The 22,442-nt window shown below is 65.2% G+C and carries 21 protein-coding genes, 1 tRNA gene and 1 pseudogene; 17 read left to right on the top strand and 6 right to left on the bottom strand.

Going from position 1 to position 22,442, the window contains the following annotated elements; all coding sequences use genetic code 11:
- Window positions 1-83 precede the first annotated feature (83 nt).
- Entirely contained in the window at window positions 84-3,041 is a 2,958-nt protein-coding gene (locus tag AK829_RS06925) for a UPF0182 family protein (protein WP_052205205.1), read from the top strand.
- Between the two features lie 121 nt (window positions 3,042-3,162).
- Window positions 3,163-3,236, top strand: a tRNA-Met gene (locus tag AK829_RS06920).
- Window positions 3,237-3,346: 110 nt separating this feature from the next.
- On the opposite strand, the pseudogene AK829_RS12475 reads toward AK829_RS06920, so the two are convergent.
- Window positions 3,347-3,667 (bottom strand): annotated as a pseudogene (locus AK829_RS12475) (IS256-like element ISCau1 family transposase); the annotation flags it as partial.
- Between the two features lie 470 nt (window positions 3,668-4,137).
- On the opposite strand from AK829_RS12475, the gene AK829_RS06910 reads away from it, so the two are divergent.
- Genes AK829_RS06910 through AK829_RS06900 form a run of 3 tightly spaced genes read left to right on the top strand, consistent with a single transcriptional unit; the run spans window position 4,138 to window position 7,870 of the window.
- Window positions 4,138-4,362, top strand: coding sequence for a hypothetical protein (locus AK829_RS06910; protein WP_052205204.1), 225 nt, complete (start codon window positions 4,138-4,140; stop codon window positions 4,360-4,362).
- Window positions 4,359-6,137, top strand: coding sequence for an ABC transporter ATP-binding protein (locus tag AK829_RS06905; RefSeq protein WP_052205203.1), 1,779 nt, complete (start codon window positions 4,359-4,361; stop codon window positions 6,135-6,137). Before AK829_RS06910 ends, AK829_RS06905 begins: the two co-directional genes overlap by 4 nt.
- Before the next feature lie 17 nt (window positions 6,138-6,154).
- Window positions 6,155-7,870, top strand: coding sequence for an ABC transporter ATP-binding protein (locus tag AK829_RS06900; RefSeq protein ID WP_232305676.1), 1,716 nt, complete (start codon window positions 6,155-6,157; stop codon window positions 7,868-7,870).
- 5 nt (window positions 7,871-7,875) lie between these two features.
- On the opposite strand, the gene AK829_RS06895 is transcribed toward AK829_RS06900, so the two are convergent.
- Window positions 7,876-8,760: an SLAC1 family transporter gene (locus AK829_RS06895; protein WP_083439775.1), complete on the bottom strand. Its 885-nt coding sequence runs from the start codon at window positions 8,758-8,760 to the stop codon at window positions 7,876-7,878.
- Between the two features lie 105 nt (window positions 8,761-8,865).
- Entirely contained in the window at window positions 8,866-9,141 is a 276-nt protein-coding gene (locus AK829_RS06890; protein ID WP_369822045.1) for an anti-sigma factor, read from the bottom strand.
- Window positions 9,142-9,701: 560 nt separating this feature from the next.
- Here AK829_RS06890 and AK829_RS06885 point away from each other — a divergent pair.
- The 11 genes from AK829_RS06885 to AK829_RS12470 all read left to right on the top strand — a co-directional run bounded on the left by AK829_RS06885 (window position 9,702) and on the right by AK829_RS12470 (window position 19,410).
- A complete protein-coding gene (locus tag AK829_RS06885) occupies window positions 9,702-10,373 on the top strand; it encodes an ECF transporter S component (protein WP_157045316.1) in 672 nt (223 codons plus the stop codon).
- Between the two features lie 107 nt (window positions 10,374-10,480).
- Complete coding sequence (locus tag AK829_RS06880; RefSeq protein ID WP_232305675.1) at window positions 10,481-12,727, top strand: ATP-binding cassette domain-containing protein; 2,247 nt, start codon at window positions 10,481-10,483, stop codon at window positions 12,725-12,727.
- A 174-nt stretch (window positions 12,728-12,901) separates the two neighbouring features.
- Window positions 12,902-13,585 carry a hypothetical protein gene (locus AK829_RS06875; RefSeq protein ID WP_052205199.1) on the top strand — a complete coding sequence of 228 codons (684 nt, stop codon included), beginning with the start codon at window positions 12,902-12,904 and terminating at the stop codon, window positions 13,583-13,585.
- Window positions 13,578-14,756, top strand: coding sequence for a saccharopine dehydrogenase family protein (locus tag AK829_RS06870; protein WP_052205198.1), 1,179 nt, complete (start codon window positions 13,578-13,580; stop codon window positions 14,754-14,756). Before AK829_RS06875 ends, AK829_RS06870 begins: the two co-directional genes overlap by 8 nt.
- Window positions 14,753-15,796, top strand: coding sequence for an ABC transporter ATP-binding protein (locus AK829_RS06865; RefSeq protein WP_052205197.1), 1,044 nt, complete (start codon window positions 14,753-14,755; stop codon window positions 15,794-15,796). The genes AK829_RS06870 and AK829_RS06865 overlap by 4 nt, the downstream gene beginning before the upstream one ends.
- Window positions 15,793-16,545 (top strand): ABC transporter permease, encoded by a 753-nt coding sequence (locus AK829_RS06860; RefSeq protein ID WP_052205196.1) that lies wholly within the window; start codon window positions 15,793-15,795, stop codon window positions 16,543-16,545. The genes AK829_RS06865 and AK829_RS06860 overlap by 4 nt, the downstream gene beginning before the upstream one ends.
- Complete coding sequence (locus tag AK829_RS06855) at window positions 16,542-17,279, top strand: ABC transporter permease (protein ID WP_052205195.1); 738 nt, start codon at window positions 16,542-16,544, stop codon at window positions 17,277-17,279. The genes AK829_RS06860 and AK829_RS06855 overlap by 4 nt, the downstream gene beginning before the upstream one ends.
- A gap of 73 nt (window positions 17,280-17,352) precedes the next feature.
- Window positions 17,353-17,616 carry a protein-L-isoaspartate O-methyltransferase family protein gene (locus tag AK829_RS06850; protein ID WP_052205194.1) on the top strand — a complete coding sequence of 88 codons (264 nt, stop codon included), beginning with the start codon at window positions 17,353-17,355 and terminating at the stop codon, window positions 17,614-17,616.
- Window positions 17,600-17,836, top strand: coding sequence for a hypothetical protein (locus tag AK829_RS06845; RefSeq protein ID WP_052205193.1), 237 nt, complete (start codon window positions 17,600-17,602; stop codon window positions 17,834-17,836). The genes AK829_RS06850 and AK829_RS06845 overlap by 17 nt, the downstream gene beginning before the upstream one ends.
- A gap of 534 nt (window positions 17,837-18,370) precedes the next feature.
- Window positions 18,371-19,171: a YwiC-like family protein gene (locus tag AK829_RS06840; RefSeq protein WP_052205192.1), complete on the top strand. Its 801-nt coding sequence runs from the start codon at window positions 18,371-18,373 to the stop codon at window positions 19,169-19,171.
- Between the two features lie 77 nt (window positions 19,172-19,248).
- Window positions 19,249-19,410, top strand: coding sequence for a hypothetical protein (locus tag AK829_RS12470; RefSeq protein ID WP_157045315.1), 162 nt, complete (start codon window positions 19,249-19,251; stop codon window positions 19,408-19,410).
- Here AK829_RS12470 and AK829_RS06835 read toward each other — a convergent pair.
- Window positions 19,391-19,810, bottom strand: a complete 420-nt coding sequence (locus tag AK829_RS06835) for a YbaN family protein (RefSeq protein ID WP_052205191.1) — start codon at window positions 19,808-19,810, stop codon at window positions 19,391-19,393. The genes AK829_RS12470 and AK829_RS06835 overlap by 20 nt on opposite strands.
- Before the next feature lie 39 nt (window positions 19,811-19,849).
- Between AK829_RS06835 and AK829_RS06830 the strand changes: the two genes are divergently transcribed.
- Complete coding sequence (locus AK829_RS06830) at window positions 19,850-20,080, top strand: flavodoxin domain-containing protein (protein WP_052205190.1); 231 nt, start codon at window positions 19,850-19,852, stop codon at window positions 20,078-20,080.
- On the opposite strand, the gene AK829_RS06825 is transcribed toward AK829_RS06830, so the two are convergent.
- A complete protein-coding gene (locus tag AK829_RS06825; protein WP_052205189.1) occupies window positions 20,077-20,553 on the bottom strand; it encodes a response regulator in 477 nt (158 codons plus the stop codon). The two genes, AK829_RS06830 and AK829_RS06825, sit on opposite strands and share 4 nt — an antisense overlap.
- Window positions 20,550-22,436 (bottom strand): sensor histidine kinase, encoded by a 1,887-nt coding sequence (locus AK829_RS06820; protein WP_198147752.1) that lies wholly within the window; start codon window positions 22,434-22,436, stop codon window positions 20,550-20,552. Before AK829_RS06820 ends, AK829_RS06825 begins: the two co-directional genes overlap by 4 nt.
- Between the last annotated feature and the right edge of the window lie 6 nt (window positions 22,437-22,442).

Below are 22,442 nucleotides of genomic sequence, written 5' to 3'. Positions count from 1 at the left end.
GAACCCTTCTAACGTTTTTTGCGTTGGACTATTTAGGCTAGAAGCCTACTTAGAAGTTTGCAGCCGCGATAAAAGGAGAAGGATTGACTACCCGCGTCAACCCGCCAAGACCAAGCGCCAATAAGCCGAACCGGGGGTTATGGACCGCGGTAAGCGTCCTTGGCGTCATCCTCATTGTCCTACCAATGCTGGTAGGCCTGTACACCGACTTTTTATGGTTCGGTGAACTGGACTTCCGCTCCGTCTTTAACAAGATGGTCCTGGCCAGGGTGGTCCTCTTCGTAGTCTTCGCGGCCATCGGTGGGGCAATAGCCTTCTTCGCCGCGCGCATTGCGTGGAAGGGCCGGCCTGGTCTGGACAGTGACCCGTTTGCGCCGAACGCGAAGTACCGCGCACAGCTTGAGCAGGGTATCCGCTCCATCCTGGTGTGGGTGCCGCTGGTCGTCGCACTGTTTGCCGGTCTTGCTGGCCAGGGCCTGTGGCGCACGCTGCTTCTGGCGCTCAACGGTGAAAGTTTCGGGGTCAATGACGCACAGTTTGGGCGTGACCTTGGCTTCTACGCATTCCAGCTGCCGGCAATAACTGCGCTGGTGGACATCCTGTCCATGCTGCTTGTCGTGGCGTTTTTGATCGGTGCTGTAACCCACTACCTGTTGGGTGGTATCCGCATTGCCAGCAACCTCACCGGCGCTACCGGTGGTGTGTCCAAGGCTGCACGCATCCAGCTGGCGGTGACCGCCGGACTGTGGATGCTGCTGAAGGCGGCCAGCTACTGGCTTGAGCGCTACCAGCTGCTGTACGCACGCAACGACATTTTCACGGGTGCGTCCTATACCTCCGTCAACGCGATGCTGCCGGCCAAGATCATCCTGACGATTATCGCGGTGCTGGTTGCCGTGGCGTTCTTCGCCTCCGTTGTGTACAAGGACCTGCGCATCCCGGTGCTTGGCACGGTGCTGATGCTGGTGAGCTCCCTGGTTGTGGGCAACGTGTGGCCGGCACTGCTTGAGCAGTTCAGCGTGAAGCCGAACCGCCAGGCCAAGGAGTACGAGTACATCGGCCGCAATATTGAGGCCACCCGCTTCGCGTACGGGCTTACTGATGAGACGGTGACGTACGAGGAAAACTGGGGCCAGTCCACTACCTCGAATGCTGAGGTGGCAAGTGATGCGGCGACGATTTCTAACATCCGTCTGCTTGACCCGGACATCATTTCGCCGACGTTTACCCAGAACCAGCAGCTGCGTAACTTCTACGGCTTCCCGGAGCAGCTGGCCATGGACCGCTATGAGATGGACGGCGAGATGCGCGACTTCGTGGTCGCTGCGCGCGAGCTCAACCCGAACTCGCTTTCTGAAAACCAGCGTGACTGGATTAACCGCCACACCGTGTACACCCACGGCAACGGCTTTATTGCCGCGCAGGCGAACACGGTTGATGAGGCTGCACAGGACGCAGGTTCCACCCGTGGTGGCCTGCCCATCTTCACGGTGTCTGATCTGCAGACCAATGAGAAGGCTCGCGAAAACGACGAGGCTGAGGAGCTGGGTATTCGCGTAGATGAGCCGCGTATTTACTACGGTCCGGTGATCGCTTCTGCGCAGGACGGCCTGGATTACGCCATTGTGGGCGACAACGGCCAGGGCCCGGTGGAGTATGACACCGATACCACCACCTACACCTACACCGGTGAGGGTGGCGTGAATGTTGGTAACTGGATCAACCGTGTCGCGTATGCGGTGAAGTACCAGGAGCTGAACCTGCTGCTGTCTGACCGTGTTGGCGGCCAGTCCAAGATTCTGTACGACCGTGATCCGCGCCAGCGTGTGGAGAAGGTCGCACCGTGGCTGACCACGGATTCCAAGACGTACCCTGCGGTTATTGATGGCCGCGTGAAGTGGATCGTGGACGGCTACACCACGCTGAGCCGCCTGCCGTACTCCACGCGTCAATCGCTGACCGGTGCGACGGTGGATGCGCTGAACCCGGACGGCACCACGCAGCGTGTGATTAACAATGACTTGGGCTACATCCGCAACTCCGTCAAGGCGACGGTGGATGCCTACGACGGTACGGTTGAGCTCTACGCGTTCGACGAGTCTGATCCGGTGCTGCAGGCCTGGATGGGTGTCTTCCCGAACACGGTGAACCCGGCTAGCGAGATCACTGACACGCTGCGTGATCACCTGCGTTACCCAGAGGATCTGTTCAAGGTGCAGCGCCAGCTCTTGGCGCGCTACCACGTGGATGACCCGGGCGTGTTCTTTAACAACGACGCGTTCTGGTCCGTACCTAATGACCCGACCGCACCGGAAGGCCGCGACCAGCTGGACCAGCCGCCGTACTACATCGTGGCATCTGACCCTGAGACAGGCGCGCCGTCCTTCCAGCTGATCACCCCGTACCGTGGCCTGAACCGTGAGTTCCTCTCGGCCCACATGTCGGTGTCTTCTGACCCGGAGAACTACGGCAAGATCACGGTCCGCGTCCTGCCAACGAATACGCAAACCCAGGGTCCGAAGCAGGCGCAGGACGCGCTGATGTCTTCTGACCAGGTGGCGCGTGACCGCACCCTGTGGGAGGGCTCCAACGATCTGAAGAACGGCAACCTGCTCACCTTGCCGGTGGGTGGCGGCGAGATCCTCTACGTTGAGCCGATCTACTCGCAGCGTAAGGACCAAGAGTCTGCGTTCCCGAAGTTGCTGCGCGTGCTGGTGTTCTACCGTGGCCAGGTTGGCTACGCGCCGACCATCTCCCAGGCGCTGAGCCAGGTTGGCATCAACTCGGCTGCCGCCCAGGAGATCGAGGTTGTGGATGAGAACGCTGAAGCCAACACGCCTTCCACCCCGGAGAATGAGGGCGAGGAGCGTCCGGCTGAGCAGGCAGCCGGCGGCGCTGAGAACGTCGATGAGGCAATGAACAACCTCAACAACGCACTGCGCCAGCTTGAGAGTGCCCGCGACGGTTCCTTCGAGGAATACGGCCGCGCACTGGACCAGCTGGATCGCGCGGTCAAGGAGTACCAGGACCTGACCCGCTAAGGCGTCAAGGCTGACCCGCCTTATCGCGCCTTAGCCAGCGGATTTGGTGCCCCGCGGCGGTGGACGTATAGTAGTCCACGTTGCCGATTACGGCAGCAGGTGAAATGAATATCTCACCCGTCGCGGGGTGGAGCAGCTCGGTAGCTCGCTGGGCTCATAACCCAGAGGTCGTAGGTTCGAATCCTGCCCCCGCTACTAAAATAAGACCCCTACCAGTGGAAACGCTGGTAGGGGTCTTTTCTTCTGCTTAAACCCGGAGCCCAATGGTGTGTTGGTTTTGGGGTTAAGGGACATTTCGTGTGGATTTAGGGGCGTCCTGCCCAGCCTTTTCTGATGCTTAAGCTGGGGTTCCATTCGTTGTCGATGTGGGTGTCGTATGTGGCTGGTCGTCAGTCTGGGTGGCCGCGTCGTTTGAGTTGTTCTTTCGCCCAGGCGGTGCGTGCTGCTTTTTATCCTTGGCGTCCGAAGTCTTGTTGCTTTGCTAACTCCAGTGGCGCTACCGGGTCTTCGGTATGGACGTAGAGCCACCAGTCCATGGTGATGCGCTGATGCTCATCGAACATGCCGCGATGGTTTCCTGCTAGGTCTTTGAGCTGCTTGTTGATGCCGCCTTCCAACAGGTTTGTGGGGCCGGGCCCGGGTTCCTGCCGCGGTTTTGCCGTTCTTAACCAGTCCGTGGCCGCACACGTCACACGACGGCCGATTCCTATTAGCCATAGGAATTGGCCTTACCGCACCAGCCGCAGTCCCCCTATCACAGACCTAGGACTATCCGGTGTTGATTTCACCGATTGGGCTGTTGGAACCGATTCAAAATCAAGATCACGGCATTATCCCAGGCTGACCCGGGAATCCGTATCGGTTTATCCACACGAAATGTCCCTTAAGCCTGGTTTTGCGCGATCTCGGTTTCAGCAATGTCCATCAAATGCACGAGACGAGGCTTGATGCGTATTACAGGTGAGGCTAACCTAACTTGAGAATGATTGCTATCTTCTGAGAGGGCAACACAGCGCCGCTTGTGACTGACGAACCCCGAGCACCTAACCCGAAAACGCCGCGTGGACGCGGCCCACACACCCGGAGACAGAACCAGATGAAGTCGATTGCCCAGATCGTCCAGCCGAGGTTCCTCAGCCGCTATGCGAGTGAACCGATGGATGCCGCCGCCGTCGAAGGGCTGCTCGCCGATAGCGGCATCGCTTACGCGCAGACGTTCGCCGAAGCCAACGGGTTGAAACTGGGCGGAGCCTCACACGTCGGCATGGTGTACTTCCGCACTCTCACGAAGAAAAGCGCGATCGGGGAGGCGGGCAAGTGAGCGCCGTGGACGGGACCGTAGGCCCGTGGTCGCTGCTCGCCCCGATTCGGACCCGGATGCGTGCGGTGGTCGCGTTATCCGTCCTGTCGTCGGTGGCTACCGTCGCTTCGCTGGTCGGCATCATCGACATCGCGATGACGTACCCGGAGGCTCCGGAGCATCGGACGTGGTTGGCCGTGGCTGTCATCGTCGTCGCCGCAACGGTGCGCATGGCCGCGGACGGCGCCGCCGGCATGCTCTCGCACCGGGCGGATAATGACCTGCAGCTCCACCTCCGGCGCCGGCTGGTCGCCCAAATCCGGAAGTTGCCGCTGGGCTGGCTGGATGCCCGGCGCTCGTCGGGAATCATCGAGTCAGTTGAGAAGGACGTCGCGGCTGTCCACCAGCTCATGGGCCACACCGTCGGTGAGACCGTGGTGGCGGTGCTGGTTCCCCTGCTTTCCCTCATCGCGCTCGTCATGGTGGATTGGCGGATCGCGGTGGTGGCGGTCGTCCCGGTGCTGGTCACCTTCGCCCTGATGGGCGTGATGATTTCGCGCGGAGCCGGTCTTCAGCGCGACTACGAGCGAGCCTCCGAAGGAGTGACGGCCGCAGTCATCGAGCTGGTACGCGGTATCCCGGTGATGAAGTCCTTCGGGCGCGCTAACCAGGGCGCGGGTCGCTACGATGCCGCGGCGTTGTCGTTCGTCCGCGCGTGGTCCGCCTGGTCCCGGCAGTCGAACATTTATCTCGGGCTCATCGACGTGGTGACGTCCCCGACCACAGTTCTCGCAGTAGTGTGCGGGGCCGGCCTCGCTCTGAGGGACGCCGCGGGCGGCATACCGGAGGGTCTCGTCGCCGGGCTGGTTCTCAGCCTTGGACTCTCCGCGGCGATCGTGCGGGTGGCCATGAACTCCGAACCCATCATCGCGGGGATCGCTGCCCTGAAGTCCATCGCGGAGGTGCTGAGCACGCCGCCGATCGCCGAGCCCGCCGATCCGGTGCCCGCGCGCGGAGGCGCGCTCGAGGTCCGGAACCTGGTCTTCTCCTACGGTGATGGGCCGCGGGTCCTCGACGGGATGTCCGCGACGTTCGAACCAGGGACCCTCACTGCGCTGGTGGGGTCCTCCGGTTCCGGAAAGTCTACCGTCGCTCGGCTGTTGGCGCGTTTCCACGACCCTGTTGAAGGCTCGGTGCTGCTGGGCGGCGTCGATCTTCGCGACATCGCCGTGCGCGACGTGCACCGCTCGGTGTCGGTGGTGTTCCAAGATCCGCAGTTGTTCACGCTGCCGTTGCGGGAGAACATCCGGCTGGCCAGGAGAGACGCCACCGACGACGAAATCATGGCGGCCGCGAAGCTCGCGAACCTCGATGCGGTCATCGCGGCGCTGCCGAAGCGCCTGGATTCGGTGGTCAACGTCGATGTGACCTTTTCCGGTGGTGAGGCGCAGCGCGTAGCCATCGCGAGGTCGATCGTCACGGACGCGCCGGTGCTCATCTTCGACGAGGCAACCGCTTACGCGGATCCGGCTTCCGAGGCCCTCATCCAGTCCGCAATCGAGCGTTTGGCCCGTTCGCGGACGGTGATTGTGATCGCGCACAGGTTGAGCACGATCCGCAACGCCGACCGCATCCTCGTTCTCGATGGGGGAGCGGTCGCGGAGGCGGGTACTCACGACGAGTTGCTCGCGAGCGGTGGCCGCTACCGGGATTTGTGGCGCGCGTTCACGCTCGACGACGAACCATCCGCCCCGCGGGGCGCTGAATCAGACGATGAAAAGGCGGGGAACCGATGATTCGAGACTTGTGGTCGATGACGGATCGGCGCTCGAGAATGACGCTGGTGTGGCTCATTGCGTTGGCCACGCTTGCCGCGCTGGCCCAAGGAGCGGCGTTCGTCGCGCTGCTGCCGCTGCTGTCGGCTCTGGCCGAGGGAGATGATGCGACGGCGTGGCGTTTCACCGGCGTCATCGCCGGCCTCGCGGCCGCCCATGCGGTGCTGTCCCTCGCCGCGGGGACAGTCGGCAGAGCGAATTCCGCAGCGGTGCTGTCGTCCCTGCTGCGTTCCCTGGGCGAACGCGTGCTGACGTTGCCACTCGGGTACGTCACCAAGTCCACGGCCGGCCGCTTTTCGGAGATGGCGTCGTCGGGTATCGCGTTCGCGGCGTCCGTGCCGCACGTGATCCTGCGGCCCGTCATCGCCGCGGTGGTTACGCCGACCGTCATCGCCTTCGGAATTCTGGCGGTGGATTGGCGCGTCGGTTTGGTTCTTGTCGCGTCGGCGCCGGTGCTCTTCTTCGCCTACCGGGCCATTGGCCGGGTCGGCGGGGAGTCGGACGAAGCGCATGCTGAGGCCGTCGCTGCCGTCTCCAGCAGGCTGATCGAGTTCACCCGTGGCCAGCAGGCGATTCGCGCCGCGGGCGACGGTTCGGCGGCGGACGCGATGGTGGATGAGGCTATCCAGGCCCAGCACGATGCGTTCGCGAAGGCGACGTCGACGCAGGGGGCGGCCATCGGACGGTTGGGTTCGGTCGTCCATGCGGTGTTCACAGCGGCGGTGATCGTCGCCGTGGCAGTCGCCGCGACGGGCGGGATGGCGCCGGCGCATTTGGCGCCGATGCTCATCGTGCTCGTCCAGTTCACCGGACCGATCACCACGGCGGGAGCGTTGTCCGGCGGTTTCGGTGCGGGCCGCAACACGTTGGCTGCGTTGCGTGACCTGCGGGCAATCCCCGCCCTTCCTGAACCTGCCGCACCGGAGCTGCCCGACGGGCATGACGTGGAGTTCCGCGGTGTGAGCTTCGGGTACGGAGATAAGAAGGTTCTCGACGACGTCAGCTTCCGTGCACCTCAGGGAGCGCTGGTTGCCGTAGTGGGACCGTCGGGGGCGGGCAAAACGACGGTCATGCGGCTGCTGTCGCGTTTTCATGATCCGGACTCGGGGGAGATCCTCATCGGCGGGGTGCCCTTGCCTCGGATCGGCACCGACGGCGTGAACTCGCTGGTGACCCCGGTGTTCCAGGAGACGTTTCTTTTCGACGCGTCCGTGCGGGACAACGTGGTCTTCGCCGACCCCGGATTCGGTTCCAGGCCCGGTGACGAGGACCGCTTGCGCGAGGCTGCCCGGCGTTCCGGGGTGGACCGCATCGTGGAGCTGCTGCCTTCCGGGTGGGATACCCCGGTGGGGGAGGAGGGGACGCTGCTGTCGGGAGGTGAGCGGCAGCGCCTCGCCATCGCCCGGGCGCTTCTGAAGGATTCCCCGGTGGTGCTTCTCGACGAGCCGACGTCCTCGCTGGATGCGGCCACTGAGCGGGCGATCGTCGGCACGATTGAGGCGTTGCGCGGCGATCACACTGTGATCGTCGTCGCCCATCGCCTGCACACCATCCGCGATGCCGACCTCATCGTCGTGCTTTCGGAGGACGGGACGGTCGCAGAACGGGGCACGCACGATGAATTGCTGGCGAAGGGCGGCCCCTATGCCGAGTCGTGGACCGCCACGACGACGGCATCGGAGAAGCGCGGATAGCTAGTTCATCTAGCGCCAGATTGGCTTAGTTCCCAGGAGCCAAAGCGCACCGCGCAGACACCCCAGTGGAGGAGCAAGAGCACGAGGAGCGCCAAGGAAAGTGTGTGCCAGCCTTCGTCCCAAGCACCCAAGCACAGGGTGCCCACGGGGAAGGTAGAGCTCCACCAACCAGGGCCGTAGGGCGCCCAGTGGAGGACAGCCTCGTAGAAGCAGTACATGGCGTAGAGGACACACGGTGCGCCGAGGGTGAACATGATGAGGCCGTACAGGTGGGCGTCGAAAAGCAATGTCGATGCTGCCGTCGACTGGCCGACAACACCGAGGGGAATCCACGCTGTACCCGCGGCGGCGCCACGTGGGCGCGTGCGGGACCAGTAGCAGTAGAGGAAGAGTGGGATCGCGGTGAAGAACGTGAGGAAGAAGCACAGCTCACCCGCGTAGTGATAAAACTCGCCGTGATGGGTGGCCAGCTGCCCGCCGGATGTCGCAGCGACCATCGGGGACACGAGCGCCAAGCCCCACGGGAACGCGGGCTCGGTGTAGTGCTCGGACTGCTTCCGCAAACCCCAGAGTTGCCACAAGCACACGATGATGGCCAGTGGCGCACCGACCCACCAGCTGAACAGCTGAAACGCATCGTTGCCCGTGAGTGCCGTCCACGCCGAGCCGCACGCGAGCAGCCCCATCGCGTACATGCCCCACGCCGCCATGTTCTGGTGCCGCGGCGGCTCATTGCGCACGCCGACCGTGAACACAACAAGGAGTCCCGCCGCGATGAGCGCAAACACGAGCTGGGCTACATGAAATCCATGTAACCCAGTCAAACTCGACGCAATCGAGGTTCCCATTAAAGCACCGGCCCAAGCGGGACCGAACTTTGGCAACGTCATAGGACTAACGCTAGGCCTGCCACCTCGCCTCATCCACTTTGGGTCGGGGCTTTGTGATTTTTAGAACGCGAATGGCCTGAAGCGCGCCAAGGGAGGCAGCCGGCACTAGAGCGTCACGTTGGCCAGCACCGTGCCGGTGGGTTGCGCCGCGCCGGCGGCGACTTCCTCGGTGACGAGGACTGAAGCAGTTCCACCGGGCAGCGGCATCCACACGTCGTCGTGGGGTTCTTGGCCGATGACTCCAGCCGATTCCATGGCGCCGTCATCCATGACTGCCCACACTTGTGCCCCCATGCCGTCGTCGAGAGCTGGCTGGCCGTTGACCATGGCGCCGCCCTTGCCCATGTCAGAGCTGATCACGATGTCGAGGCTCGCGCCCATCGCGTCGGCCTGACCTTGACGCGCGTCTGCCTTGGGGATCGAGGACGCAGGCGTGGTGGAAGTATTTGCCGACGTCCACGCCAATGACGAAGTCATAGGCCATGGGTGTGTGCCTCCTAGCGATGAATGAGAAGTTGGATTATTTATGCTTCATCGCTGGGGTTGGTCGGACATACTTGCACTGGCATCCACATTACTGTGAGACCTCATACCGCCTGGGCTGGGTCAGGTTCCTATTAGCAGTTTGAGTATGTCACTGTCTTCGGCGACATCACCCCCCGGATCATTTTCAGACAGGGACAGGAATAAGCCATACCGAAGCCAGCGACTAGTTCCACTGTTCTTGCGAACGGAGGGAACGGAAATAAACATAACCCGCCCAATCGGGTGGACGGCCTATGAATCTTCGGTGCCCTGGGGTGGAACTGCTAACAACGTAATGGGACGGGGGCAAAGTCAATAATTCGAGTCTGGCATAAGTTGATAAGGATTGCCTAACCTAATACTGTTTCAAGTTATGGTCCCGATCGGGAATCGGCAACGGAAGCGAGGCGGCGACGATGAACAGAAAACGTGGATCGACCAGAGAACCCCTCTCCGGAGGGGGAGTCGGGGACGCGGGCCCGGACGGGACGGGCGACGGCGACGCGGTGGCGTCGCAGACGGACGACGGGCGGTTGGTACACGTCGCACCGGTCGCAGTGGGTGGCCGACCATCCACCCGCGACATGCTCGTCGCCGCCGCGATCGGCGTCGCGGGGTCTCTCATCGTCGTGCCCCTGACCTACCTGCAGGTGTTCGCCGGCATCGCCCACGTTTATCTCGTCGCGGCGACGCTCGGGTTGTGGTTCCTGCCGTGCGTCGTTCCCCTCATCGTCGTCCGTAAGCCTGGCGCGAGCCTCATCGCGTGCCTTGCCATGGGCGTCGTGTCCGCGGCGACCACCCCGTTCGGCGTCGCCGCGATCGGGGCGCTGATCATGGAAGGATTGCTCATCGAGCTTCCATTCATGGTCACCCTGTACCGGCGGTGGACGCGTCCCCAGTTCGTGGCGTCGGCGATGTTATTCTCCGCGCTGATGGGAACGATGGCCCCGCGTGCCGTCGGCGTCGACTCGCCGAACACGCCCATGGCCCTGATCAGCTTCGCCGTAGCCTTGGCATCGAGCCTGGTGTTTTTGGTCCTGGGCTTTGCCGTCGCAAAGGGGCTCCGCAGCCGCGGGGTCACCCGATGACCGGCGGAGCACCCGCGTGCGCCGGTGCGACACGCGGGACGGCCCCGGCCCGGTTGCGGGTCAGTGGCGCGGGAGTGCGGCACGCCGATGGGCGATGGGCACCCGACATGGTGGACCTCTCCTTCGATTTCGGCACGATCAACGCCATCACGGGACCCGTGGGATGCGGAAAGACGAGCCTGGCCCACCTCATCGCTGGACTGATACCCTCGCACATCCCCATCGACCATGCCGGATCCGTGCACATCGTCGATGCCGACGGCACCGAATGCCCCGTGGACCGGGACCGGGTCACCTTCGTCGGGCAAGACCCGGCGACGCAGGTGCTCACGCTCCGAGTCGTCGATGACGTGTCCATGGCCCTCGAGTTTTCCCTCGTGGAAGCCGGCATCGTCGCCAAGCGATCAGCCGAGGCCCTAGCGGAGCTCGGGCTGTCAGAGCTCGCAGAGAAGGATCCGTGGGCTTTGTCGGGCGGGCAACGCCAGCGGATGGCCATCGCCGGTGCGGTGGCCAGGGCGCCGGAGGTCATGATCTTCGACGAGCCCGCGGCCCACGTCGACGAGGACGGTCGCCGGTCGCTGTTCGCCGCCATCCGTGACTTGCGGGCCCCGGGGCGCGTCATCCTGCTCATCGAGCACGACCTCCGCCCGTTCGACGGGTGGGTCGACACGGTGACGATCCTCGATGCGGACGGGAGCGTCGCCGCCCACGGAGCGCCGGATAGCATCGCGGTGAAGGGCATTGCGACGACGGCCGCGACCGCCGGAACGCCGGACGCCAGTACGCAGGGCACGGGGGCACCGGACCGTCCCGGTCCGGACCGGCGGCGAAAGTCCCGGAGGGCCGGGAATGGCACCGATCCGGAATCGGAGGCGGATGCCGTTCCACTGCTGGCCTTGACCGGAACCCACGTGGCCCGAGGCGGGGAGAAGATCCTGAACGGGGCCGATCTGACACTGGAACGGGGCGAGATTCATGCCCTAGTCGGCGCCAACGGAGCCGGTAAGTCCACCTTGCTGGCGGTGCTGTCGGGCCAGATGAAGGCGGGAGCGGACCTCCGGATCGACGGCGCGTCCGCCTGGCGCGTCCCCGACGCCTTCGCGTCGTGGGCGTTCCAGAACCCCGAGCACCAGTTCACCCGCGCGACCGTCGCCGCGGAAATCGACTCCGCGCTGGCCGGCACGGACCCGCACGGGCCACTCGGCACCGATGACCTGCGGAAACTGCGGGAAGCCCTGTTCCCCCGGGCACTTGACCCCGTCTCGCCGTTCGTCCTGTCGGGCGGACAGAAAAGACGGTTGGGCATCTTCCTGGCGGTGGCGGCCAATCGCCGTTTGCTGCTTCTCGACGAGCCGTTGGCGCACCTGGATTCGCCGAGCGCGCGCATCGTGCTGGATGCGCTGGCGGAATACGCCGGGGCCGACGGAACCGTTGTGTTCACGTGCCACGATCGCCGTGTCGCGCGAACGTGGGCGGATCGGGCGAGCATCGTCGCCGAAGGGAAGGTCGCCTGGTCCGGTCCCGCGGCCGACGTGCCGGCTGCCCCGGAGTCGTCCCGGCGGGATCGCGCACTGCCCGCGGCCGGCGCACGGACGTCCGGGGACGAAAGCCCCTGGACCGGTGAATCCGCCGCTCGGAGGCGCGCGGGGTTGAACGCCATCACGATCGTCGCGGCGGTGATGCTCGTCCTCGTCGCCGGGCTGCTCTCCGGCGGAGACGCCGTTCTCGCGCTGACGGGGGTCGCGTTCCTCGCACTCGCTGCAATCGCGGAGCGCGACGTTCGGGCGACGGCAGGGAAGGTCCTCCTCGTCCTGTTGATCGGGGTGTTCTTCGGCCTGCTCGGGTGGCGCTCCGAGTTCTACGGCGGTGGGGATCCGGCGGAGGCCGTCCGCCACGGCATCCATCACGGACTGCTGCTGACGGCCGTGTTCGCGGGGACGGTCCTGGTCTCCGCGTGCATGCGCGTCGAGGAGCTTTTCGACGCCATGGTGCAACGCTTCCGGGTGCCCTACACATGGTGCACCATAGCGATTTCCGGGGTGAGCATCGCGGCGTTCCTGCGCAGCGAAATCCCCCATCTGACATGGGCGATTAGATTGCGCTCGATGCGACCGGGGCAGTCTTTCCGCTCCGGCTTCATTCGCGCGACGACGCCCGCGCGCATCGCCTTTCCCTTGTTCGTCAGCGCCGTGCGCTGCGCCGAAAAGCTGTCCTTGACCCTGGCGATGCGCAACTTCGGCCGCCATCCGCGGCGCACCTTCCGCACCGATCACCCCTGGCGAGTGCGTGACGGATTCGCGGCCGCAGCGTCCGCCGCGGCCTTCGTCGCCGCCCTGGTGTCCGCAGTGACTTGACGGACGCCCGGAACCGGCGGGTCTCGGGCCCGCGAGCGTTTCCGAGCTTGTGCGGAGACGCGCCCCACCCAGTTGCTTCACCCTTTCAACCCTTCAGACACATCCTCCGGGTCACGCCATGCGGGCCCGGTCCGCCCGGCACCGGCATGGCGCCGACAACCGAAAGAGGTACCAATGAACACGATCCGGACCATCAGCGACGTGCTTCGGGACAAGGCCGATGAGACGAAAAAGGGGGCCGATCTTGATCCCGCGCTGGTGTTTCTCGACAGCCTGGCTCCGGGGATCGCGGTCGACGTCGGGGATTTCGGCGCGGAATCCGAAAAGGGGCTGCTGTCCCGGGTGGCGCCCTCGATCGCCGATCTCCCGCACGGAACGCCGGTTGCCCGCCTCTGGGCGGAGTTCGACGGGGTCGATGAGACCGACGGGGAACGGGGGGCCCGTCTGCGTGCCCTGGCCGCAGCAGTCGCACCGACGCTCCTGGAGGACCTTGGGCTTTCCGGCGACCGGGTGACGGCGACGGAGTTCAACTCGCTGCGCTCGCTCATCGATGCCCGCACCCGGTACCGGCCCGAGGGTCGGGTGAGGGAGGCGTTGTTCGTTCTCCCCGATGACGGCGAGGCTCACAACCACGACCAGTGGCGGGACCACCTCGTCGATGACCTCTGCGTCGCCGGCGTCGCGGGAAACCACTATTCGTTCGTCCTCGGAGAGGATGCCGCGCTGACCGGGGCCCTCATCGGGGAGTACATCGAACGCCGGCGCCAGGCGCCGGAAACGGACGACAGGGCAGCGGACCCGTCGTCCGAAGGAATCGACCGGTCGCGGGACCGGGGAAACGAAATGGAACATGACTGACCGACGAAACGGCGGGGAAGCACGGGACCGCGACGCGGGCGAACCCGTGAAAGTGCTGGTGGCCGGAGGTACCGGCGTCAACGGACGGCTCGTCCGGGGGATGCTCGGCGTCGTCGATGGGATTGAGCTGGCCTACACTTCCCGGCAGAAACCGGACGATGGCCCGGGGCGGCACTTCCCGCTGAGGATCGCCGCCGGCCACAACGAGATCTGCAGGGTCTTCCGCAAACACGATTGGGTGGTCAACTGCACCGGCCCGTTCGAGGTGCATGCAGACTCACTCGCCCGTGCTTGCATCGACTCAGGCACCGGGTACATCGACGTCAACGATTCGATCGACGCCCGCCGCGCGATCATGGCCCTCGACGGGGATGCTCGGCGGGAGGGGGTTCCCGTGCTCACCGGGTTCGGCCTGTGCCCGGGCTTGTCGACGGCCCTGTTGATGCTCGGGGCCCGCGCTGCGGGGGCCGAAGAGGTCCGCGATGTGCGGGTCGATCTGCGAATTGGCGCCGACCAGGAATCCGGGGCCGCGTCGGTCGAGTCGATGTTCCGGACTATCCGCGGCGGATACCGCACGATGCTCGGCGGCACCATCGTCGAGGTGCGGCGCAACCCGGTGTCGTCGCAAAGCGGAATCAGCTACGAATGCCCGGACATCGACGTCGTACGCGAGGTGTGCCCCTCGATCCGTGGATATTCCTACCACGTCGCCTTCGATGCCCTCCCCGATGAGTCGGTGGAGAAAATCCGCACGTCGAGACTGTACTCGATGCCCGTTGTCTCCGGTCTGCTCGCCCGTCTCGGGGCGGCCGTGACATCGCGGAAGGCGCGGGCGAAGGGCACTCCGCAACCCGCCGAGCTGGTCGTCGCACTGTCCTCCGCCGGCGCGGGCGATGCGGGGCCGGCGGCCGAGACGACCGTCGTCCGGGCGACCGGCCCGGGTTCCTACAAAATGACCGCGGCGATTGCTGCCGCCACCGTTGTGGCGGTCGCGGGGAAGCCGGTCGCGCCGGGGTGCCGGGATCTCGTCGGCCACCCCCGGCTCCTCGAACCGGTCCTCGCCTTCGCCCGCGATGCGGGCATCCATATCGAGGTGCCACATGACAACCCGACCACGGGGCCGCTGCCGACAGCGGCCCACTGCGATACCAAAGAAAAGGGGAAACGATGACGGATCAAGCTGAACGAGGTGCGGCGATCGTCGTCCGCGACCTCACGAAGAGCTACCCGATTGCGGGCAAAGCGGGCACCCCGCCCGAAGGCGGGGCAGGTGCCCCGCCGGACGGCGGGCGCAAGGGAAAGCGCGGTGCCCGGATGCGCAAGCATGTGCTCGACGGCGTGAGTTTCACCGTGCCCACCGGGGCGATCGTGTCATTCCTCGGCCACAACGGTGCAGGCAAGACCACCCTCATCCGAATCCTGTCGACGCTCATCACCGCCGACTCCGGCGAGGTGAGCATCTTCTCGCGCGACGTGAAAGAGGACCCGGCGGGCGTGCGCGCTGACATTGCCACCACCGGCCAATTCGCGGCGATCGACGAGAACCTCACCGGCCGGGAGAACCTGGAGTTCTTCGGGCGGCTGCGCGGACTCGACCGCGCCGCCGCGGCCGCCCGCGCGACGGAACTGCTCGCGCAATTCTCGCTCGCAGACAGTGCCTCGACGCTGGCGTCGGCCTATTCGGGTGGCATGCGGCGCCGCCTCGACATCGCCGCGTCGCTGTGCGTCGTGCCCAGGCTGCTGTTCCTCGACGAACCCACGACGGGGCTGGACCCGGTCAGCCGCGAAGAGCTGTGGGGCTTCATCCGGCAACTGCGCGACGACGGAATGACCCTGGTGCTGACCACCCAGTACCTGGAAGAGGCGGAGGCGCTGGCAGACCACGTCCATCTGCTCAAGGATCGCCGCATCGTCGCCAGCGGAACGCCGGAGGAATTGCGCCGCGCCTTCGGGTCGCACGTGCTCCGCGTGTCCTTCGCCACCGCCGCCGAGGCGGAGGCGTTCGCCCGCTGCCTCGGGGGAACGTGCCTAGACGGCGCCCGCGTCGCGGGGAAGTCGGTGTCCCTCGACGTCGACCCCGGACCGCGGGTCCTCGAGGCGGTGGCGCAGGCGATGGAGGCCTCGGAAGCGTCGCCGGATTCGCTGAGCGTGTCGCCGCCCACCCTCAACGAGGTGTTCATATCGATGAACGCAGGGGGTGCGGCGCGATGAGTGCGACGTCGGTCGCGGCGTTTCTCCGTCGGGATCTGCTGCTGTTGCGACGCAACACCGCGTCGCTGATCTCCATGTTCGTAGTTCCGCCCCTCTTCCTGCTGTGCCTGTACGCGGTGTTTGGGTACTCGGCGGGGCAATCCGGCTTCGGGTACCTGCGTTTCGTGCTCGGCGGCTGCCTGTTCCAGGCGGCGATGTTCACTGCCGCGGCGTCGGCGATGGCGGTGGGACAGGACGTCGAATCCGGGCTCGTTGACCGCGTGCGCGTGTTGCCCGGGGCCACAGGCGGCTATGTCGCCGGCAGGCTCGCCACCGATGTGCTGCGGATGTCCGCGTCGATCGCGGCGCTGCTGGTCGTCGCGTGGGCCTGCGGCCTCGACATGGCTGTCGGTGACGTCGCGTGGACTGTCCTGTGGTCGCTGCTCGCCGCGGCGGTCCTGTCCCTGGTCACGGACGGGGTGATCCTGATGGTGCCCGCCCCGGTGTCGACGGCCTCATCGATCCAGGCGCTGGAAATGCTGCTGCTCATGTTCTCCACTGCGTTCATTCCGGCGACCGCTTTGGACGGCTCCCTTCGCGACGTCGTACGTCACATGCCTTTTTCGCCGGTGATCGAGGTGATTAGGGCGGCGTCCCCGGATGCCTTCCCGGATAGTGCCGGGGAAGAGGCCGCCCTGTGGCTCGGTGTCGCGGCGGTCGCCGGAATCGTCCTGTTCATCCGCCGGTTCACCTCGAGGAGCGAATCATGATTGGCGCCATCTTCGTGCATCTGCGGCGCATCGCCCACATTTGGCTGCGGCGCCCCGACTTCTGGTTCATGACGTTCATTGCTCCGCTCGTGTACCTGTTCATCGTCAACCGCATGTTCGGTGGCCTGGTCAGGCAGCTCACCGGAGAGTTCGAACTCCGGAACGCGGTCATCCTGGTCGTGACGGCGTGGGCGTTCATCCTGGCCATCACGGGATCATCCACCGTGTTCGTTGAACGCAGCAATGGCTTCCACGAGCGGTTGATCACCATGCCGGCGCCGTACGCGGCCGTGCCGGCCGCACGGATCATTGCCGAGTTCATCCGGATCATGGCGATGACGGCCGTCGTCGCGGCGGTGGCCGCCTTGCTTTCCGACGGCCCACCGGAGGTGTCCTGGTGGTGGAGGATCGCGGTGACCGGCGCGATGGTTGCCGCGGCGGCCGCATGCACCGGCACGTACATCGCGTTCTCCATCACCAGCCCCCAGGGTTCCGTGGCCCTCATCCCGTTAATCATCGTTGCGATGTTCGTCAACACGGTGCTGATGCCCGCCGACCACTTCCGTCCCCTCCTGCGCGGAATCGCCGGGCACACCCCCGTATCCGCGGCCGGCGAGGCCGTCAACGGCACCGGGGCTGCGGGTCTGGTGGTCTGCGCGGCCTGGTTCTTAGGCATCGCCGTGCTCGCGGCGTGGGGCATCGCCGTGAAAACGAGGCCGGGGGAGTCTGCATGACGGCCCGCGAATCCGAGCATCTAACCCGAAACCGCCGCGTGGACGCGGCCCACACACCCGGAGACAGAACCAGATGAAGTCGATCGCCCAGATCGTCCAGAACAACCGCAGGCTCCTCGCGGCCTACGAGGACAAGGTCCAGCCGAGGTTCCTAAGCCGCTATGCGCGCGAACCGATGGACGCCGCCGCCGTGTACCGGAAGCTCCGTGCGCTGGACCCCGGGCCGGATGCGCCGGCCCGGGTCCTCGACCTCGGTTGCGGAACCGGGTGGCGAACGGCAGCGCGTTTCGGTGGCCCGCGCCGTGTTGAAGCGGGCGCCGGTGCTGCTGGTGGATGAGGGGACTTCATCGCTCGACGCGTCCGCCGCCGTCGCTGTGCAGGAGGCAATTCGCGAACTTGCCGGGTCGGCGACAGTGCTGGTGATCGCACATCAGGAACACACGGTGGCCGCTGCCGATCAGGTCGTCATGCTCGATGGCGGACGCGTGGCCGCGGCGGGGATACACGAGGATTTGCTGGCTTCGTCGCAGGCGTATGCCCGGCTGTGGGCGCGATAGCCGCATCCGTGACAAGTGGGCATCCACGGGTTGAGAGAACGACTGTTGGACTGTCCGGCTGCCGACGAGTTTTGCGCTCTGCGGCAGTTCGGCGGCAACGAGTGACCGAAGCGGTCAGGAGATCATGACTCGACGATGGATCGGGGCTGCGTGGCCTGTTGGGCCGCAGGCAGGCGGTAGCGTTCCTAGTCCTCCGGTCGCACGAGCTACAGGAATCGCGCAGCGGCGACTCAGGAGTAGTCTGCAAGAACGCGCTGGTTTGACGCTATCAACGGTCATCATGCCACCGTGCGGAATGATCCACTGCGCTCGAGTGTGTCCCAACGGGAAGCCGATGCACACCACGGCGTCGGGGCTGTAGGTGTTGATCTGCTCCAGAACTGCGTCACGGCTTGCCTCCGCATCAGAAGGAAGCGGTAGCCAGGATCCGGGAGGGATTCGAACCCCACGATCGAGGCAAGCGGATCTCCGCGTGCGGCACGGAAAAGACCACGCCAATTGCCCATCACGGATTCGCATCAGTAGGGTGAAACCATGTCGAAGAGCCAGGCGCAGCGTAGCGTGCCGCGCAACCCCCGCACACGCCGACGCTCACCCGGTTGGGTGCCCGACCAACACGGCGCCTGGTTCATGGTCACCGTCCCCGCTATTACTGGTGTCATCCTGGCGCCGTCGTGGACTGCGATTCCCCTGTTGCTGACCTGGTGGCTCGGCTATTTCACGTTTTTCGCCGGCAGCGTCTGGATCCGCTCGCGCTTCCGCGAACGCAACCGGCCTCCAGTCCTGGTCTACGGGTCGCTCGCCGCCGTCGCGGGCGTGATAACGCTGATCTTCGACTGGCGGCTTCTCATGTGGGTCCCGGCGTTTGCGCCATTGGTGGCCATAGCCGTGTTCGAGGCATGGAAGCGGCGTCCGAGATCGCTGTTGTCGGGCGTCTCCACTGTCGTAGCGGCCTGCCTCATCCTGCCGGTGGCCGCCTGGGCCGGAGGAGGCCTGGATACGGAGGCGTGGGCCGCATTTGCCGTGTACCTGGCGTACTTCGTCGGCACTGTGCCCTACGTGAAGACGCTCATCCGTGAACGCGGCTCCAGACCCTGGTTCATCGGGTCGGTGGGCTATCACGTCGTCGTGCTTGTCGCCGCCGTCGTCGCCGTGCTCGTAACCGGCGGGCATCCGTTCCACCCAGCGATCATCGTCGTGGCCGTCGTGTTGCTCGCGCGGGCGACGCTGATGCCGATCACTGGTGCACGTCGTGAGAAGCCATGGACGCCGAAGATCGTCGGACTTCTCGACGCCGTCATCACGGTGCTGGTGGTCATCGTTGTGCTGCTCTGAGGCGCCCCATTCGCTGCAGCGTCACAGGATCCTCCGCCAATAACGCCGCAGGTCAGCAGGGGTAGTGCGGCGGCTTCATGGGCGTCCCTATGTCGCAGGGCCGCGGCAAGGATGACAAGAACCAGCGCCCGAAAGCGGTCACCAGTGCGGTTGAGAGGGAGGGCAACATCCACGCCCTGCTTGGCGACGCCCCCTTGGTCAACCCCGGCGTCATCGGCTTCAATGTGCGTGGCCGGTAGGCAGGCCAGCGCGCTGGTGTAGTTCGGCGGCGCGCTCGGGGCGTGGCCGCAGCCGCCAGATGTGCGCGCTCACCCCGGCACCGATCCCGACGAGCAGCAATGCCACCGGCCACAGCCCGACCACCACAATCACCACCCATATGGAGGCGCCCATCCCCAACCAGAGTAGCCCCACAATCCGCAGCTTCTGCGCCCGCGTCAGCTGTCCTGAGTAGTAATCAATAATGAACGGCCCGAACGTGTCATGGCGTAGCAGGTAGCGCTCCATCCTCGGCGAACTCCGCGTGAAGCACATCAGCGCAAGCAACAGAAACGGCGTCGTGGGCAGGATCGGCAGCCACACGCCGGCCGCGCCCAGGGCGAACGCCACCAGCCCCACAATCATGTACACGTATCGCATCGTTGCCACATTCTAGGCGCAACATACAACAATAGTTGTATGACTGCCTGCACTATCTTGTACGCCTCGTTCTACGGATCTACCAAGGAATACGCGGATGAGCTTGCAAAACGCCTCGGTACCACCGCCGAGCCAATCCCCGACGCCGACTTCAACCCCGAAGGCCCCATCGTGGTCCTCGCCCCCATCCATGGCCCGAACAACCCCGGCGCCAGCTTTATCGGCAAGCTTCCCACCCCACTTTTCGGAGCCCGCACCGAGCGCCTCTAGCGACGGCGGACGAAGTCCATCGCGCGCGCGGCGTCGAGGACGTCGAGGTAGGGCAGGGGATCGATGTCCATGTCCTCGACGTAGTCGGTGAGCATGGTGCGCACCACCTGGTGTAGCTCGTCGACGTCCCAGGGCTTGGCAATGTAGTGGTCCAAGTTGGCCTCGTTGACCGCGCGTACCGTGTCGTGCAGCTGCGCCTGGCCGGTGACCAGGACTTTGCGGGTGGCGGCGGTGCGGTCGTCGTCCATCATCTGGACTAGGAACTCCACGCCGGTGGTGCCGGGCATGCGGTGGTCGCAGAGGGCGAGGGCGAGCACGTCGCCGTCTTCGGTGAGCTCGTCGATCACCTCCCAGGCTTCCTCCACGTCGGAGGCGACCTCCACGCGGATGTGCTCGGCAAAGGGGAGCAGGTCGCGCTCGACGGCGGCGCGGACTTCCGCCTCGTCCTCGAGGATCAGGATGGCAAGGTTCATGGTGTGTCTCCTTCGTCGTGTGCATGCGGGCCGTCGATGGGCAGGCCAACGGTGGCGCAGGTGCCATTTGTTGAAGAGGTCAGTTCGATCGTGCCGTGGTGTGCGCTGACGATGCCGCGGCAGATGCTTAAGCCGATGCCCATGCCGAAGCGGACCTCGCCGTTCTTCGTGGTAAAGCGGGGCTCGAAGAGCTTGTCGATGCGCTCGAGTGGGATGCCGGGACCGTCGTCAATGATCTCCACGCGCACCCAGCCGGGCTTCGGGGCGCTCGTGCGAATCGTGATGGTGGAGCCTTTGCCGGACTCTTCGATGGCCTCGGCGGCGTTGGTGATCAGGTTTGTCCACACCTGCGCGATCTGCCCTGGCGTACACGTCACGTGCGGCAGTTCGGCGAAGTCCCGTTTGATCTCTACGCCGCGCAGTTTGTGGGCGATCAGCTGCAGGGTGTCCTCGATGCTTTGGTGCAGGTCCACGTCGGTGACCGGGTCGCCGTCAGGCCGCGCGTATGCGCGTAGCGAGGCCACCAGCTGCGTAATGCGGGTCGATGCGGTGGAGAGGTTGCGCAGGGCAGTGCCTATCGACGCCGCGTGCTCCACCGTCTCGTAGTCCAACTTCCGATTCGCGCGTACCTGCTTGGCAAAGTCCACGTCGTGCAGGCCAGCGAGTACCCAGCGCTGGGCGAGCGCCCGATCGCCGGTGACCTCGGTCAGTTCGCGCCGCAGCGCGCGTGCCTCCTTTGTGCTTACCGCGTGCGAGCTGCGCGCCGCCTCCAGCGCGTGGCTGGTCGCGTCCCGCCACCTGCGGTTGGGGCTGGACGCGATCAGGCCTTCGACGTCTTCGGCGAGATGCGCTGCGGTGCGCTCGATCGCCGCCATGGGGTTGTTGAGTTCGTGGGCCACACCGGCAGCTAGCTCGCCGAGCGAGGCGAAGCGCGCCTGGCTCATCAGCTCGCGGCGTGCTGCTTCCAGGTTGTGCAGCGCCGTGGTCAAGCGTGCCCGCTCGTCTTCGAGTTGGGCGGTGAGCTCGTGCTGCTCGATCTGGATGTCCTCGGCGCGGCGCAGGCGGCGGTCGTAGGAGCGCACGAAGAGGATATTGAACAGGCGCGCAAGCTCCGGCTCCTGGCGGATGAGGTAGTCCACCTGCTCGGTGGGCAGCTGGACTGCGACGACCTCGGTGGTGGTACGCGCGGTAAAGAAGCCGACCCGGTTGCTCGCCAGGGCGAGTAGTCCGATGACGTGGCCTGTGGAGGCGTGGTGCATGACGATATCGCCGGCGTCGGTAAAGCGCTGCAAAAGCACCTGGCCGGAAAGGGCGAAGATGACCTCCTCGACGTAGTGGCCCTCCTTAGTCAGGTAGACCCCCGGCGGGAAAACCAGGCGCGGCTGGTAGCCCAGGTGCATGTCGGCGGCCTGGATGATGCGGCTGATGATCTCCTGGTCGGTCAGCCCTACGTCCAGTTCGGTGACCTCTGGCAGGGCGAAGGTGCCAGCGATAGAAGGGTCGTGCTTGGCGCGCATGTACCAATAGCGGTTGAGCTGCTGCTGGATGTTGTGCAACAGTGCCTCCGGCTTGATCGCCGGGGTGAACACGAGCATGTCGAGCCGCCCCATGTCCGTAAGTGCATCCAGGCCCGCGACCTCTGGCGCGGTGGTCAGCACCATGACGCGGGTGTACTCGAAACCGGGCTCGGAGATCAGCTCCAGCAACGGGTGGTCGGGCGCCAAGCCGTCCTCGTGCACGGTGACGGTGACAAGCGCGAGCGGGTTGCCGTTGAGTAGCGAGCGTAGGTGCTCGACATTATCGGCGGCGAGGATGTCATGCGTGGCGCCCAGTGCCTCGTTGACCACCTGCTGCACGTCGCGGGTGGCCTGGGACTTTCCCACGATAGA

This window comes from Corynebacterium riegelii, from assembly GCF_001263755.1.
GTDB lineage: Bacteria > Actinomycetota > Actinomycetes > Mycobacteriales > Mycobacteriaceae > Corynebacterium > Corynebacterium riegelii.
This window is presented reverse-complemented; position numbering and strand designations above follow the sequence as displayed.

Bases quoted from the DNA above. Each gene is read 5' to 3' on its own strand.
- AK829_RS06835 (WP_052205191.1), bottom strand. From the start codon at position 19,810: ATGCGATACGTGTACATGATTGTGGGGCTGGTGGCGTTCGCCCTGGGC.
- AK829_RS12470 (WP_157045315.1), top strand. From the start codon at position 19,249: ATGGGCGTCCCTATGTCGCAGGGCCGCGGCAAGGATGACAAGAACCAG.
- AK829_RS06870 (WP_052205198.1), top strand. From the start codon at position 13,578: ATGACTGACCGACGAAACGGCGGGGAAGCACGGGACCGCGACGCGGGC.
- AK829_RS06875 (WP_052205199.1), top strand. From the start codon at position 12,902: ATGAACACGATCCGGACCATCAGCGACGTGCTTCGGGACAAGGCCGAT.
- AK829_RS06880 (WP_232305675.1), top strand. From the start codon at position 10,481: ATGGTGGACCTCTCCTTCGATTTCGGCACGATCAACGCCATCACGGGA.
- AK829_RS06860 (WP_052205196.1), top strand. From the start codon at position 15,793: ATGAGTGCGACGTCGGTCGCGGCGTTTCTCCGTCGGGATCTGCTGCTG.
- AK829_RS06890 (WP_369822045.1), bottom strand. From the start codon at position 9,141: ATGGGCGCGAGCCTCGACATCGTGATCAGCTCTGACATGGGCAAGGGC.
- AK829_RS06895 (WP_083439775.1), bottom strand. From the start codon at position 8,760: ATGACGTTGCCAAAGTTCGGTCCCGCTTGGGCCGGTGCTTTAATGGGA.
- AK829_RS06910 (WP_052205204.1), top strand. From the start codon at position 4,138: ATGAAGTCGATTGCCCAGATCGTCCAGCCGAGGTTCCTCAGCCGCTAT.
- AK829_RS06850 (WP_052205194.1), top strand. From the start codon at position 17,353: ATGAAGTCGATCGCCCAGATCGTCCAGAACAACCGCAGGCTCCTCGCG.
- AK829_RS06865 (WP_052205197.1), top strand. From the start codon at position 14,753: ATGACGGATCAAGCTGAACGAGGTGCGGCGATCGTCGTCCGCGACCTC.
- AK829_RS06830 (WP_052205190.1), top strand. From the start codon at position 19,850: ATGACTGCCTGCACTATCTTGTACGCCTCGTTCTACGGATCTACCAAG.
- AK829_RS06855 (WP_052205195.1), top strand. From the start codon at position 16,542: ATGATTGGCGCCATCTTCGTGCATCTGCGGCGCATCGCCCACATTTGG.
- AK829_RS06885 (WP_157045316.1), top strand. From the start codon at position 9,702: ATGAACAGAAAACGTGGATCGACCAGAGAACCCCTCTCCGGAGGGGGA.
- AK829_RS06900 (WP_232305676.1), top strand. From the start codon at position 6,155: ATGACGGATCGGCGCTCGAGAATGACGCTGGTGTGGCTCATTGCGTTG.
- AK829_RS06825 (WP_052205189.1), bottom strand. From the start codon at position 20,553: ATGAACCTTGCCATCCTGATCCTCGAGGACGAGGCGGAAGTCCGCGCC.
- AK829_RS06840 (WP_052205192.1), top strand. From the start codon at position 18,371: ATGTCGAAGAGCCAGGCGCAGCGTAGCGTGCCGCGCAACCCCCGCACA.